The 14,243-nt window shown below is 35.8% G+C and carries 13 protein-coding genes; all 13 read right to left on the reverse strand.

All coding sequences use genetic code 11. The annotated features are described in order from the left end of the window. Positions 1-7 precede the first annotated feature (7 nt). The 13 genes from M0Q46_00450 to M0Q46_00510 all read right to left on the reverse strand — a co-directional run bounded on the left by M0Q46_00450 (position 8) and on the right by M0Q46_00510 (position 14,230). Complete coding sequence (locus M0Q46_00450; GenBank protein ID MCK9582089.1) at positions 8-817, reverse strand: phosphate ABC transporter substrate-binding protein; 810 nt, start codon at positions 815-817, stop codon at positions 8-10. Positions 818-862: 45 nt separating this feature from the next. Next, positions 863-2,113, reverse strand: coding sequence for a putative porin (locus M0Q46_00455; GenBank protein ID MCK9582090.1), 1,251 nt, complete (start codon positions 2,111-2,113; stop codon positions 863-865). Between the two features lie 338 nt (positions 2,114-2,451). After that, the gene (locus tag M0Q46_00460) at positions 2,452-4,161 is read right to left on the reverse strand and encodes an ATP-binding protein (protein MCK9582091.1); all 1,710 of its coding nucleotides are present in this window, start codon (positions 4,159-4,161) and stop codon (positions 2,452-2,454) included. Next, positions 4,158-4,835 (reverse strand): response regulator transcription factor, encoded by a 678-nt coding sequence (locus tag M0Q46_00465; protein ID MCK9582092.1) that lies wholly within the window; start codon positions 4,833-4,835, stop codon positions 4,158-4,160. Before M0Q46_00465 ends, M0Q46_00460 begins: the two co-directional genes overlap by 4 nt. Positions 4,836-4,872: 37 nt before the next feature. Then, a complete protein-coding gene (gene murD / locus M0Q46_00470; GenBank protein ID MCK9582093.1) occupies positions 4,873-6,207 on the reverse strand; it encodes a UDP-N-acetylmuramoyl-L-alanine--D-glutamate ligase in 1,335 nt (444 codons plus the stop codon). Beyond that, positions 6,204-7,289: a phospho-N-acetylmuramoyl-pentapeptide-transferase gene (mraY, locus tag M0Q46_00475; GenBank protein MCK9582094.1), complete on the reverse strand. Its 1,086-nt coding sequence runs from the start codon at positions 7,287-7,289 to the stop codon at positions 6,204-6,206. Before mraY ends, murD begins: the two co-directional genes overlap by 4 nt. A gap of 4 nt (positions 7,290-7,293) precedes the next feature. Further along, the gene (locus M0Q46_00480) at positions 7,294-8,679 is read right to left on the reverse strand and encodes a UDP-N-acetylmuramoyl-tripeptide--D-alanyl-D-alanine ligase (GenBank protein ID MCK9582095.1); all 1,386 of its coding nucleotides are present in this window, start codon (positions 8,677-8,679) and stop codon (positions 7,294-7,296) included. 226 nt (positions 8,680-8,905) lie between these two features. Continuing rightward, positions 8,906-10,396: a UDP-N-acetylmuramoyl-L-alanyl-D-glutamate--2,6-diaminopimelate ligase gene (locus M0Q46_00485; protein ID MCK9582096.1), complete on the reverse strand. Its 1,491-nt coding sequence runs from the start codon at positions 10,394-10,396 to the stop codon at positions 8,906-8,908. Between the two features lies 1 nt (position 10,397). Next, positions 10,398-12,113 carry a penicillin-binding protein 2 gene (locus tag M0Q46_00490; protein ID MCK9582097.1) on the reverse strand — a complete coding sequence of 572 codons (1,716 nt, stop codon included), beginning with the start codon at positions 12,111-12,113 and terminating at the stop codon, positions 10,398-10,400. Next, positions 12,106-12,360, reverse strand: a complete 255-nt coding sequence (locus tag M0Q46_00495; GenBank protein MCK9582098.1) for a cell division protein FtsL — start codon at positions 12,358-12,360, stop codon at positions 12,106-12,108. Before M0Q46_00495 ends, M0Q46_00490 begins: the two co-directional genes overlap by 8 nt. Positions 12,361-12,363: 3 nt before the next feature. After that, positions 12,364-13,248, reverse strand: a complete 885-nt coding sequence (gene rsmH / locus M0Q46_00500) for a 16S rRNA (cytosine(1402)-N(4))-methyltransferase RsmH (GenBank protein MCK9582099.1) — start codon at positions 13,246-13,248, stop codon at positions 12,364-12,366. A gap of 21 nt (positions 13,249-13,269) precedes the next feature. Then, positions 13,270-13,695, reverse strand: coding sequence for a division/cell wall cluster transcriptional repressor MraZ (mraZ, locus tag M0Q46_00505; protein ID MCK9582100.1), 426 nt, complete (start codon positions 13,693-13,695; stop codon positions 13,270-13,272). A 184-nt stretch (positions 13,696-13,879) separates the two neighbouring features. Further along, positions 13,880-14,230, reverse strand: a complete 351-nt coding sequence (locus M0Q46_00510) for a sulfite exporter TauE/SafE family protein (protein MCK9582101.1) — start codon at positions 14,228-14,230, stop codon at positions 13,880-13,882. Positions 14,231-14,243: the final 13 nt, after the last annotated feature.

Consider the following 14,243-nt stretch of genomic DNA (forward strand, 5'->3'; position numbering starts at 1 on the left):
GCGCAGGTTATTTTAATGCAACAAAACCTTGTTCATCAACCAACTTTTGACCTTCTTGACTTTTAATAAAATCTATCAACTTTTTTACATCACCTTTTGGGCTGCCATTTGTATACATAAACAATGGCCTTGAATATACATACTCTTTTGTAAGCACTGACTTTTTTGACGGTATAACTCCATCTATACTCAAAGCTTTTACCTTTTCAGATATAAACCCAAGTCCTACATAGCCAACTGCACCAGGGGTATTAGATACTGTAACTGCTATCTGCTGGTTAGATGCCATTGTAAGAGCATCCGAGCGCACTTTCTGAGCATCAAGTGCAAGTGAACCAAATGCTTCATAAGTTCCGCTTGCACTGTCTCTTGAAATAACAACTATCTTTGCATCTTGCCCACCAATCTGTTTCCAGTTTGATATTTTACCGGTATAGATGTCCTTTACCTGCTTTTTTGTAAGTGCAGAAACAGTGTTTGAAGGATTAACAATTACAGCTATACCGTCCATTGCAACAACATTTGCCTTTGCAATAACTCCGCGACCTGCTGCTTTTTGAATTTCTGAATCTTTCATGGAACGCGACATATTGGCAATGTCACAAGTTCCCTCTACAAGAGATGTTGCCCCAACGCCAGACCCACCACCACGCACACTTATCTCAATATCTTTGTTGGCATCCATGAATACTTCCGCCGCCGCTTGTGCTATTGGAAGCACGGTGGTAGAACCATCCATTACAATCTTTTTATTTACCGCAAAACAATTAACCGCAAGAACCGTCGCTAAGAAAATCGCTACTAAACTTTTTTTCACTGATTTCTCCTTGTAATAGTTTTTTAATACTTCACAAATAGCTACTTAAAACTTTACAACAATATCTGCCTGTAACAAGCTTTTTGGCGTTGTTTGAGAGTTACCTTTAATTGCATCCATCGCGTAATAGTCAAGTGTCAAACTGGTTGATTTTGTTAATCCAATCTCAATAATGATTTCATCTCCAAGCGCATTTGTTTTTCCGCTGTACGAATCGGAGTCCGGAAAAGCATCAACAAAAGCATCGGTTTGAAGCCATCTTCTTAAATACTTTACCTGCCATTGACCAAAATCACCAACCTTTGCAAACCCAAACTTAGCACCTGCAGCATAACCGACATTTTGTTCGCCAGAACTGTTATTTACAACATAATCACTAAATAAGCCAAGAGAGTATCCAAATAAATCAGAAATTGTTAATTCAATACTTGGGTTAAGTGCTTCAAAAGAATTTTTTAAACCAGTCGTCGCTCCAGTGTTTGTACCTGCATTAAAATCAAGAATTTTATCTTTTACATTAAAGGCATAATAAGCAACTGCGGCCTTAACATTTAACATATCATTTACTTTCCAATTAGCTCCGGGCTGAATGGCAAATAAGCTTGGATCTGAAGAATCAGTTGATGATTCATCAATTGTAATAAACTCTGGTGTAAGGAAAAGAGATAGCTCTGGTGTTAGAGTGTGAGTTAAGAAAAGTGCGGCACCATCTAAATTAAGATCTGTATCCCAAAGAATATCGCTTGTATTCCAAATTGGATTTCCCTTCATTTTACCGATTTGCATTTTTGCATAACCAACTGGTTCGTATTCAATGTAACCATAATCAAGCATTAGCGGAGCTTTGCTGAAAGTATTTTGAAGTGTCCAGTTTGTTGAACGAGGCTCCCCATCACTAACATCGCTGCCTATAGCTGTACCTAAAGTTTTATTTATCCCAGTTGCCAAACCAAACCCTACCTTAACACCATCGGTAACTCTGGTATCAATGCCTAATCTTGCTCTTATCCTTGCCCTTGTGCGTGCCGCTGTATTAACTGCCCAATCGGTTTGAACTCTTGTTCTGAAATCACCCTTAAAGGACATATTTTGTATCCATTGAGGAAGTGTTTCCGATGTTCCGGCCGCTATAAGAGATCTTTCATCCTGATTAGTTTCTGTAATTATCTGCTGAGCATCACCTGGTGTTAATAAATTCAGATCAACCATTTTATTTACAAGCATATCAACCTGTGAACTAAAAGCATTTGTACAAAAAAGAACTGCCAAAACTAACACTGCTAATACTTTACGCATTACAACCTCCTATATCGCGTTCCGCCTTCGGCGGAACTTATCCCGCCGTTGGCGGGGTTGGTTTGGCTTTAGTTAAATCGCCAAACCGCTCTACAAGGGAAAACCTAAGGTTTTCCCATTTCATCGTCGCTCGTAAAACTCGCTGAACCCTTTCCTAAATTGTAAAAGAACATTGAATTTATTTGATCAGCTATCAACAACAAAAAATCAAATCACCTCCTGTGTAAAATTATAATGCCATCTTTCTGGCGAAATTATAACAGAACACAATTAAGAGGTGATAAATAAATTGTTAATTTTGTGTTAAGAGGGTTTAACCTGGATTGTAAGACGATATACTAAACAAGTGGAAGGTAAACTTTAAAGGTTGAACCAACACCAGGCTCGCTTAAAACTTCAAGCTTGCCATTATGCAGATGAACAATATGTTTTACTATTGAAAGGCCCAAACCGGTGCCACCAAGTTTTTTTGAACGCGATTTATCTACCACATAAAACCGCTCAAATATTTTATTTATACTTTCTTTTGGTATGCCTATACCTGTGTCTTTCACGCTCAATACTACATACCCATTGTCGCGTTGAATACTAACACTTATCTTACCTGATTCGCTATACTTTACTGCGTTATCCAACAAATTCACAATTACTTGTTCAACTTTAAGCTGGTCGGCAAGAAGCTCATACACATTAGAACTATCAAACTCAATTTTAATTCCCTTCTGCTCTGCTTTAGACAGAAATATTTCAATTTCATTTGCGACAAGTTTTGTTAAATCAAACTTTTCTTTTTCAAGTTCAGTTGTCTTTTCTTCAAGTTTAGAAAGCAACAACAGGTCTTTTACAATATAAATAAGTCGCTCGCTATTCTTTTGAACTATTGGCAAATACTCGGTAGTGTTTTCTTCCTGCATTGTCTCAACAAAACCTTTAATGGCTGTAAGTGGTGTCATAAGTTCATGCGATACATTTGCAACAAACTCTTTCTTTATTTTTTCAATGTTTCTTGACTGAGTAACATCAAACAATACAAGCATCACCTCACTTCCCGCCTTAACAAGGGAAACTGTTGGTGCATAGATTAGCCCGTTGCGCGCTACATCTGGCAATTTATGAAACACATTGTCAGAAAGCGAAGAAATACCAGTAAAATCAGATAAAGTAAGTACCTCCCAAAGGTGTTTACCATTTAAATTTTCCAAACTAACAATCTCTGCAAATTTTCGGTTAAATATTATTATTTTTTGATTTTTATCAAATACAACTATTCCCTCTTCAAGTGAAGAGAGAATTCTATTCATAAGTTCTCTACTTTCAGAAAGCTCAGAAAATAAACCTTTGATTTTCTCACCCATAGAATTAAAATTATCCGCAAGATTTTTAACTTCACCTTGTGTTTTAATATAAACTCTTGCTGAAAAATCGCCCGTGGCTATCTTACTAGCGGCAGCACCAATTTGAGAAAGTGGCCCTGCTATTTTTTTTGAAAGTATATACGCTAATAACAAGGAAAGTAATAAAGTAACCAACGCTACATTTAAAATTTTATCCCATATTTCAAGCTGAAAGCCCTTAATAGCAGAAACCGGCACACTTAACCGTAGAACAGCCACACTATTTAAAACACCTTGATCTTTAACTGGTACTGCAACATAAAACATCTGTTTCTTTTCAGTTTGGCTAAACCGCGTTGCTTTTCCTATGCGCCCATCTAAGGCATCACTTATTTCCGGCCTGAATTTATGGTTATCCATTGTTGAGATATCATTTTCAGAATCTGAAAGAACATTGCCCTGCAAGTTAACAACTGTAACTCTTGCATTAATAGCCTTCGCAGCTTTTGCAACATATAAGTTCAAAGCATTTTTGTTATCAATAAATTTCAAAACTTCTGGGGTAAGAAGGGCTGAGTTTTTTTCAAGCGTGTCGGAGAGGAGAGAATAGTGCTGTTTCTTAACAGTTTCAAAAGAAACAAAAAGCAACACAACACAAAGAAGTGTTGTTATAATAAAAAAACTAAAAAAAAGTTTTGCAAATAAACTTTTCATTCTTCTAATTTATAACCTATGCTTCTTATATTTTTTATGAACTTTCCTGCCTTGCCAAGCTTTTCACGCAGATTTTTTATGTGTACATCTACCGTACGATCTAACACAGCTTTTTCTCCCCATAGATGATCAAGAATATTCTCCCTTGAGAAAACAAAACCAATTTTTGACGCAAATAGCTCCAAAAGTTTAAACTCAGTAGTTGTAAGCTCTACCTGCCTGCCATCTACAAAAGCTTTAAACCGTTCAAAATCAAGCTTTAATATTCCACCTATTAAAATCTCTTTTGACACACTCTTTCGTTCATTGCGCCTTAATACCGCCTTTACCCTTGCAACCAACTCTTTTGGCGAAAACGGCTTTGTAACATAATCGTCGGCACCAAACTCAAGACCAAGTATTTTATCGGTTTCATCGGCTTTTGCGGTAAGCATAATAATTGGAATTAAATCATAGCGCGAATCTTTTTTTAAATTTCTACAAATCTCAAAACCGTCCATATCAGGCAACATAATATCTAAAATAACCAATTCTGGTTTTTGCTTGGCAATAAACTTAAAAAACTTAGCGCCATCAGCAAAAACCTTTGGCTCAAAACCACTTTTTCTTAAATTTATAGCTACAAGCTCTAAAATATCTTCTTCGTCATCTACTATTGCAATAAGCTTTGACATTTTTCCTCTTAAAGTAAAATTATCTACTCGTTGAAAATCAATGTAACTTGTTAACTAAATTTTTAAAAATCTGCCCACGATGTTCAAAATTTTTAAATTGATCAAAGGAAGCGCAAGCAGGAGAGAGTAAAACCACATCATTGTTTATGGCATGTTTATTAGCGTAAGTTATTGCGTTTTTGAGTGTTTTGCAATCAATTATTTGAACAACTCCAGCGAAAGCTTTTTTTATAATTAAAGAAGCTTCTCCAATTAACAGAATTCCTTTAACCTTTCGTTTAACTAATGAAAAAATCGGCTTATATGGCGCGCCTTTGTCACGGCCGCCAAGTATAAGCCAAATAGGCCTGTTATATGCTTCAAGTGCTACCCTTGTTGAGTCAACATTTGTACCTTTAGAATCATTTACATAGTCAACACCATTTACCCTTTTAACAAATTCAATTCTATGCTCAACACCCTTAAAATTTTTTACAACTTTTGCAACGGCAAGCGGATTTAATCCTGCGCAAATAGCAATTGCAACTGCAGCCATAGCGTTCTCAATGTTATGCAGACCTGGTATTTTTATGTCTGTCTTAAAAGAAAAATTTACCTTTCCAATTTTAATATGTATGAAGCCATCGGCAAACCAAACACCTTTTTTCAAAGCTCTTTTAGAGCTAAAAAACACAATTTTAGAAATACATTTTTTTGAAAGCACTCTGCAGTGTTTATCTTCAAAATTTAAAATGCAGTAATCTTTGGGCTTTTGGTTTAAAAAAATGTTACTTTTGGCCAGAATATAATTTTGCATATTACCGTGGTGTTCGCAATGGTCAGGAGTTATGTTTAATATGGCACAAATGTTTGGGCGAAACGAGGAAGAGTCCTGTAATTGATAGCTTGAAAGTTCAAGTACAAGGTTAGTTTTTGAATCTACATTATTTACCACTGAAGAAAGCGGCTTGCCAATATTGCCTGCGACAATTGTTTTACCTGTACATTTTTTAAATATCTCGCCGGTAAGCACGGTGGTGGTTGTTTTTCCATTAGTACCGGTTATAGCAACAACTTTTTTAGGTTTAATAAAACTAAGCGCAAAATCAATTTCACTTTTAAGAGGTATTTTCCTCTTATTTACTTTTTTTATAATAGGCAAATCTGCATGTAGGCCAGGGCTTTTAATAACTATGTCAGCATTTAGAACCTTATCGGTATGGCCTTCTATTTCAAAAGGAATATTTTTATTTAATTCTTTTCTATTCTGGCCAGACCTTGAGTCGCTAACAAAAACTTTAGCGCCAAGAGTGTACGCAAGGTTTGCGAAAGATACGCCAGTCAGCCCCATACCTAAAACAGAGATTTTTTTGTCTTTTAATATTTTTTTCATCTTATTTTTAATGACACAAAAGACAACAATGCAAGTATGATGCCAATAATCCAAAACCGCACAGTAACTTTATTTTCGGCAAGGCCGCCAAGCTCAAAGTGATGGTGTAATGGCGACATTCTAAAAACACGCCTTTTAAAATGCCTGAACGAAAAAACCTGAATCATAACAGACAATGCTTCTGCAACAAAAACACCACCCAATACAACTAATATAAGTTCCTGTTTTATAAATATCGCAACAAGCCCCAAAATTCCGCCAAGGAACAAACTGCCTGTATCACCCATAAAAACATCGGCAGGGTAAGCATTAAACCATAAAAATCCAAGGCACGAGCCTATCATAGCCCCCAAAAGCACACTTAATTCACCCGCTCCGACAACATGAACAACCTTGAGATATTTGGCTATTTCAATATGGCCTGCAAAATAGGCGAAAAAAGCTAAAGCAATTGCCGCAATTAATAAATTCCCTACCGCAAGACCGTCTAAGCCATCTGTAAGGTTAACAGCATTTGAACTGCCAACAATTATCAAAAACACAAACAACATATAACCATATGACAAATTTACAAACATACTTTTAATGTATGGTATGTTTACACTTGAAACAAAATTTGAGTTTGATGGTAAAAACCATAAATAAGCGGCAACACCAACAGCAAAAAGGGCCTGCCAAAATAATTTTGTTTTGGCGGAGATACCTTTTGGATTCTTTTTTATAAGCTTTGTGTAATCATCAAGAAAACCCAAAAAACCAAGCCAAAGCATACCAGCAAGGCACAAGAGAATAAACCTATTATCTAAACGAGCCCATAAAAGCGTTGAACCAACAAGTGATACTAATATTAGCAATCCACCCATAGTTGGCGTTCCTGATTTTCCTAAATGTGTTTTTGGGCCATCCTGCCTTATATGCTGGCCTATTTCTTTCTTTTTTAAATAAGAAATAAACCATGGACCCACAAGAAAACTTATAAGCAGACTTGTAAGTATTGCCGCACCACTTCTAAAAGTAATGTATTGAAATATATTTAACGGCGAAAAAAATATTTTTAAAGGATAAAGTAGATGATAAAGCATTTAGTTATTCCCTCTCTTTAATAAATTCAATTGCTTTCTCTAAACGCATTGCGCGAGAAGCTTTTAAAAAAATTGTTTTGTTTTTTATTTCTAGCGAATTTAAAGCTTCGCATAAAGCAGTTACATTTTTAAAATAACCTGCATTTTCAAAATTGTATGATTTGTAAGCAAACCGCATAAGTTCACCAACAAATAACACCTTTTCAAATTTTTTGCCACGCAAATATAAACCAAATTTTTCATGCTCGCTTTGAGCATCCGCGCCAAGTTCAAGCATATCTCCGAGCACCAAAACTATATTTTTACTATCAAAAGAACTTAATAACGCATCAATCGATGCAAGCATAGATGTTGGGTTTGCATTATAGGCATCGTTAATAACCGTTGTGTTTAACGAATGAATTTTTGAAATATTAGAACGCAACGGAGATGTTTTAAATTCACTTAAACCAACCGCTATTTCATCTAAGCTAAAACCAAAGGCGCTTGCGCCAGCACCCGCCGCAAGAGCATTATAAACATTATGTTTACCAAATGTATTTAGCATAACATCTTTTGTTTTTCCAAATACATTTATGTTAAATTTTATATTTTCACCTAAAGATACAATATCTGAGGCAGTTATATCGGCATTGTTATTTATGCCAAAGGTTAAATAATCTACTTTGCTTGTTTTTGCCTCACGCAACAACAACTCATCATCCGCGTTTACAACAGCTAAACCATCTTGCCCTAATGAAGTAAATATTGAACATTTTTCTTTCAAAATTGCATTTTTTGAGCCAAAACCCTCTAAATGCGCAAGCCCTACATTTGTTATTATGGCAACTTGTGGGGCAACAATATCTGAAAGAATTTTTATTTCACCAGGGTAAGATGCACCCAACTCAAGCACACAAAAATCGTAGGAACTATTTAGCCCAAAAACTGTAAGTGGCAAACCAATTTGATTATTAAAATTCCCTTGAGTTTTTAATACTTTAGAACTTGTTTGCAATATTGAAGCGAGCATTTCTTTAGTTGTGGTTTTGCCGCAAGACCCTGTTATCGCCGCCACATTTACACTAAATTTTTTTCTGTAATAATGCGCAAGTGCTCCAAGCGCCGTAGTTGTATTTTCTACAACAATTACAGGTTTATTATTAAGTATATTAGCTAAGTTTTTTACTTTATTTTTCTTGACAACAACCGCTTTGGCTCCAACATTAAAAGCATCTTGTATAAAATCATGACCGTCAAAATTATTCCCGGAAATTGCAAAAAAACAACTGTCTTCAATACTTACCCTTGTATCAATAGAGACACTTGTGACGGAAAAATTTCTATCACCAATAAAATCAGAACTCCCACGCAGTGCACCTATAAGCTCAGAAAAAGATAATTTTTCCATTATTTAATTACTCTTGCTTGTTTTTATGGCAATCTTTGGAATGTATTACTGAACTGAACCCAAATTTTACAATAGGGTTTGGAATTCGTCAAAAGATATGGGATATTTTTTTCTGCAAAAACCTTGCAAATGGAATAACCATTCGCTGCAATTTTTGCATCAAAACTACATCCATCTCTTTCGACTCGGTTCTCAAACCTATTGCAAAGTTCGGATTGAAGGGATTTTACAAACTTTTGCCCGTTTTGCGCAAACTTTCTAAACCTAACTTTGCAACTTCAAAATCACTAAAATGAATTTTATTATTGCCAACTATCTGATAGGTTTCATGCCCTTTGCCCGCAAGTAAAACAACATCACCACTTGCAGCCATTGATAATGCCTCTAAAATTGCATCTTTTCTATCAAGCACAACCTTATAATTTTCTCTCTTTGTTCTTTTTATGCCAACCTCAATATCAAGGGCGATATTGCGCGGGTCTTCACTTCTTGGGTTATCCGATGTAACAATTACATAGTCACTAAGTTCTGTTGCAACGGCTCCCATTATTGGCCTTTTAGTTCTATCCCTGTCACCACCACAACCAAAAACAGTTATAAGTTTACCGCTTGTTAATGGTTTTAACGATGTTAAAACATTCTTTAAGGCATCATCGGTATGGGCATAATCTACCACAACATTAAATGCCTGGCCGAGATCCACTTTTTCCAACCTTCCCGGGACAGAATTTAAACCCTCTAAGCCGCGCTTAACATTTTCAATAGATATTCCATTGTATAATGCAGAAGCCGCAGCTGCTAAAGCATTATAAATATTGTGCTCGCCTATAAAATTTAAAATAACCGGTAATGTTCCAAAATCGCTTTTAAGCAAAAATGATGCATGTTTAGCACTTTTAATTATTTCCTGAGCACTAACTAAGGCGTTATTTTTTATGCCATAGGTAACTTTTTGCGCACTGGGATCAACAACATCTAACATTTTTTTGCCATATGGGTCATCTATATTAATAACAGCAATCTTTTTTTTGTTTTTTCTTTTTTGCACAAGACCTGAAAATAGTTTGGCCTTTGCGTAAAAATAATCATCCATTGTTTTATGAAAATCTAAATGATCGCGCGTAAGGTTTGTAAAAATAGCTGTATCAAACTCTATTCCATTAACTCTGCCAAGAGATAATGCGTGAGAAGATACTTCAATTACAGCGGCAACCTGATGTTCACTAACCATTTTTGCAAGAATTTCATAAAGCTCTGCTGCTTGTGGCGTTGTATTTGGCGAATCGAATGTTTTTTTTGCGTATCGGTAATTCACAGTACCCACAACCCCTGTGGATAAGTCAGAAACATTAAGGATAGATTCCAGAAAATAGGTAATTGTGGTTTTACCATTTGTTCCGGTAACTCCAAAAAGCAAAAGCTGGCTATCCGGGTAGTTATAAAATTTTGCGGCAACCTCAGAAATTACTTCTGATGGCTCAGCTAAAAAAAGTGCGCATGACAAATCGTGTAAGTATTGCGCGCTTACAACAACACAGGCACCAGAATTAATTGCCTGATCAATGTAATTGTTCCCATCAACATGCATACCTTTGATAGCAAAAAAAATAAAACCGTCTTTAACTTTTCGTGAGTCAACTGCAATGCCTTTAACATCAACATCGCCATTGCCATACAAAATACCGTTAGAGCCGGAAAGCAAATCTTTTAGTTTCACTTTATTCCTTTTTAGAAGCAAGGTCTACAACATCGTCGGGATCTATGCGCATATGTCGCACGGCACGGCTTGCCACATTGCAAAAAACAGGAGCGGCAATTGAAGAACCCCAATAATCTCCTTTTGGCTCATCTAAAATTACAAGTATTGTAAACCTTGGATTTGATAGAGGAATTACCCCACAAAATGAAGCAACATACTTGCTTGTTGAATATTTATTTGTTAATTGATCATATTTTTGGGCTGTACCTGTTTTACCACCAACCGAATAACCCAAAACCTTTGCGGCTTTGCCAGTACCATTTTCAACAACTTTTTTTAATATATCCTTTAAATCGTCTGAAACTTCTTTTGGGATAACATTTCTTACAAAGTTATTTTCATTGTCTTGAACTATTGTTCCATCGGCAAATTTAATTTGCTTAATAATTTGGGGCGCAAAAAGCATACCACCATTAACTATGCAAGAGTAAGCACTTAGTATTTGTATAGGAGTAACACTTATACCTTGCCCAAAAGAAATGTTTGGAAGAGAAAGACCTGTCCATTTTTCTGGTGGAGCAAGTATTCCCTTAGCTTCTCCTGAAATATTTATACCGGTTTTACAATAAAATCCAAACTCACGGATAGTGTTGTATAAATTATTTTTTCCAATTTTCTGTCCAATTTTTGCTGCACCAATATTAGATGAGTATTCTATTACCTCATCAAATGTTAGTACACCTCTTTTTTCGTGGTCCCTAATTTTCTTACCATATAATTCATATACACCATTTTCACAATCAAACTTATCTGCGCGAGATACCGTTTTACTTTTAAGCGCTGCGGCGGCTGTTACAAGCTTAAATGTTGAACCTGGCTCATATGTATCGCAAACAACTGGATTCCTAAGGACACTTATATCTTCAACTGTGGCTGAAGGGTCAAAATTCGGCCTGCAAGCCATAGCAAGTATCTCTCCGTTTGAAGGATCTTGTATAATAACTAATCCCTTTTTTGCATTGGTTAAAATAAAAATTTTATCAATTTCTTGCTCAGCAATATACTGCAATTTTTTATCAATTGTAAGGTAAACATCGGCCCCAGCAAGTTTATCTTTATCAATTATTTTTTCAGGAAGAAGCCTGCCTCTTGCATCAACCATGTACTTGTTAACTAAATTGTTTCCACGCAAGTCACTGTCTTTGTTAAGTTCAACACCTTCAATGCCTGTTAAATCGTCTTTCCGAACTGTGCCTATAATATGACAAGCGGTGCGCCCTTCAGGGTAACTTCTATTAAAGTTTTCGTTAAAACCAATACCTTTAACGTTAAGTGACTTTACTTTTAATACAAATTCTTTATCTAAATTTTTTGCAATTGGAATATACCGCCTTTTTTCTTTTCCAATAAAAAAGCTTAGCTGCAAATCAACTCCAACACTTCTAAGGGCAGATATGACCTTTTTCAAATCGCCAGCATCAAGCGGGTCAATAAACATTTCATAACTTTTTGTAGTTAGCGCAAAAATGTTGCCATTTCTATCAAGAATTCTACCTCTTAAAGGCTTTTGTTCTTTGTTTTTTATAGTTTTTTCATTTACGCTGTTATCCAACCTTTCGTGATTCCAAACCTGTAATTGGAAAAGACGCGCAGCCAATAAAACAAAAAACAAAAAACAACATGCCATCACGAAAGTTGGCAACTTATGATTTAAATTATTATTATTTTTATTCAAGGAATATCACCTGGTTTTGCTCTGGTGGAACTAATTTTTTCTCTTTTGCCACTTTTTTTAGCATATCTAATGTAGAGTACTTTTTATTTTCAAATTGCAACTTCTCATTCTCGCAATCCAATCTTTCATCCTCAACTTGTAATTTTTTTAAGTTAATGGCAGAGCTTTTCTCTAAACTATCTTCCAAAACTAACAAGCCAGAATATAATATTGCGACAAGTACAATAAACACAAGTTTTCTTGGCATTGTTTAATTTAACCTTTTAGCAGCCCTAAGTTTTGCGCTTCTGCTTCTTGAGTTAGATGCCACTTCTGCTTCTTTTGGCACAACAATTTTTTTTGTAAGAACCTCATAAACTCCATTTAATTTTTCTTGCCTGAAATTATTTTTCACAATACGATCTTCAAGTGAGTGATAAGAAATAATTACAGCTTTTGCACCAGCTTTTAAGACATCAGGTAAGGATTTAAGCACAGATTCTAAGCTATCCAACTCACTATTTACAGCAATTCTTAATGCTTGAAAAACTTTGGTTGCCGGGTTTATATTGCCAAAACTTTTTTTTGCCTTTTGAACAATTAAAGCAAGTTCATTTGCAGTTTCAATAGGCGCTTGCAAGCGCTTTTGTACTATGTAGCGCGCAATTTTACGCGACTCCCTTTCCTCACCAAAGCGATAAAAAACTTCTGCAAGTTGCTCGCAAGAATATAAATTGACGATATCTTTTGCAGTAAGTTTAGAACGGTTGTCCATGCGCATATCCAAAGGACCCTGCATGAAACTAAAACCCCGTGACTTATCGTCAAATTGTCTTGAAGATACACCGAGATCAAGTAAAACACCATCTAATTTTAAAACTCCTATTTTGTTAATAAGCCCTTTTAATTGCCCAAAATTCCCACGAACAAACTCTATTCTACCAGTGAAACCTGCAGTTTTAATTTTTGCCTGCTCAAGTGCAGCTTCATCGCAATCTATACCGATAATTTTTAGCTTCGGATATTTATTTAGCAGATAAAAACTATGCCCAGCCCCACCAAGAGTGCAATCAGCATAAAGACCACTTGTATTAGTAAGCAGATACTCTTCCACCTCATTAAGCATAACAGGAATGTGGTAGTTTTCCACTTGCATTTAAGCGCCTTTTAGTTAGCTTTAGATTTCTAACTTATCGGACATTTCACTAAGAGAGGTTGAAGCTTTTAAGTAATAATCTTCCCAGAGTTTTTTATCCCAAATTTCAACTCGGTTGCCTACACCAACTATTGTTGTCTCTGTGCTAAAACCCGCATATTTCACCAGTGAGGCAGGAATTAATATGCGGCCTTGTGCGTCCGGAACTACTTCATATGCTCCGGAAAACAACGCTCGTTTAAATGCCCTTTCCTCTACTTTGCTTTGTAAAGACACTTTTTCAATTTTTTCTAAGACATTTTTCCAAGAGAGTAAGTCATAAAGAAAAAGACACTTATCAAGCCCTTGGGTAAGCACAAACTTCGCCTTTTTCCCTGTACGAAAAGCCGAGGGAATAAAAACCCTGTTTTTTGCGTCGATTAAATGCTGGTATTTACCAATATACATATATCACCATTATTTTACACAATCCACCACTTTGCACCACTACGGCAGAATTATATTACAACTTCTATAACTTGTCAATAGGCTATTTATTTAACAACAATTAAAAGGCAACAAAAAAGCGGTAGTTCTAAAATTTCAGAACCACCGCTTTCTATTTTGCATTATTTATATTGATATAAAAAAACTATTTTGAAAAAATCATTTGAAAAGCAACAACAAGCATTACAATACCAAAAACCTTTTTAAGAATTGCGCCATCGCTTAGCACTGCGAATTTTGCGCCTACTAAACCACCTATCACAAAACCGATGCAAATCAACACCGCAACCGGTATATTCACATACTCTTTATTATAGTAAGTTATTGCCGCAAGTATACCTATTGGAGCAACCATTGCCGCAAGAGTAGTGCCTTGCGCCATATGCTGACTCATTTTGAAGAAATACACCAGCACCGGTATCAATAGAACACCACCGCCGATGCCTATAAAACCGCTTAAACAACCAGCAACTAAACCTAAAACAACATACCCCATTAAAAGCAATTCT

Source organism: Endomicrobiales bacterium (assembly GCA_023228045.1).
GTDB lineage: Bacteria > Elusimicrobiota > Endomicrobiia > Endomicrobiales > JALOBY01 > JALOBY01.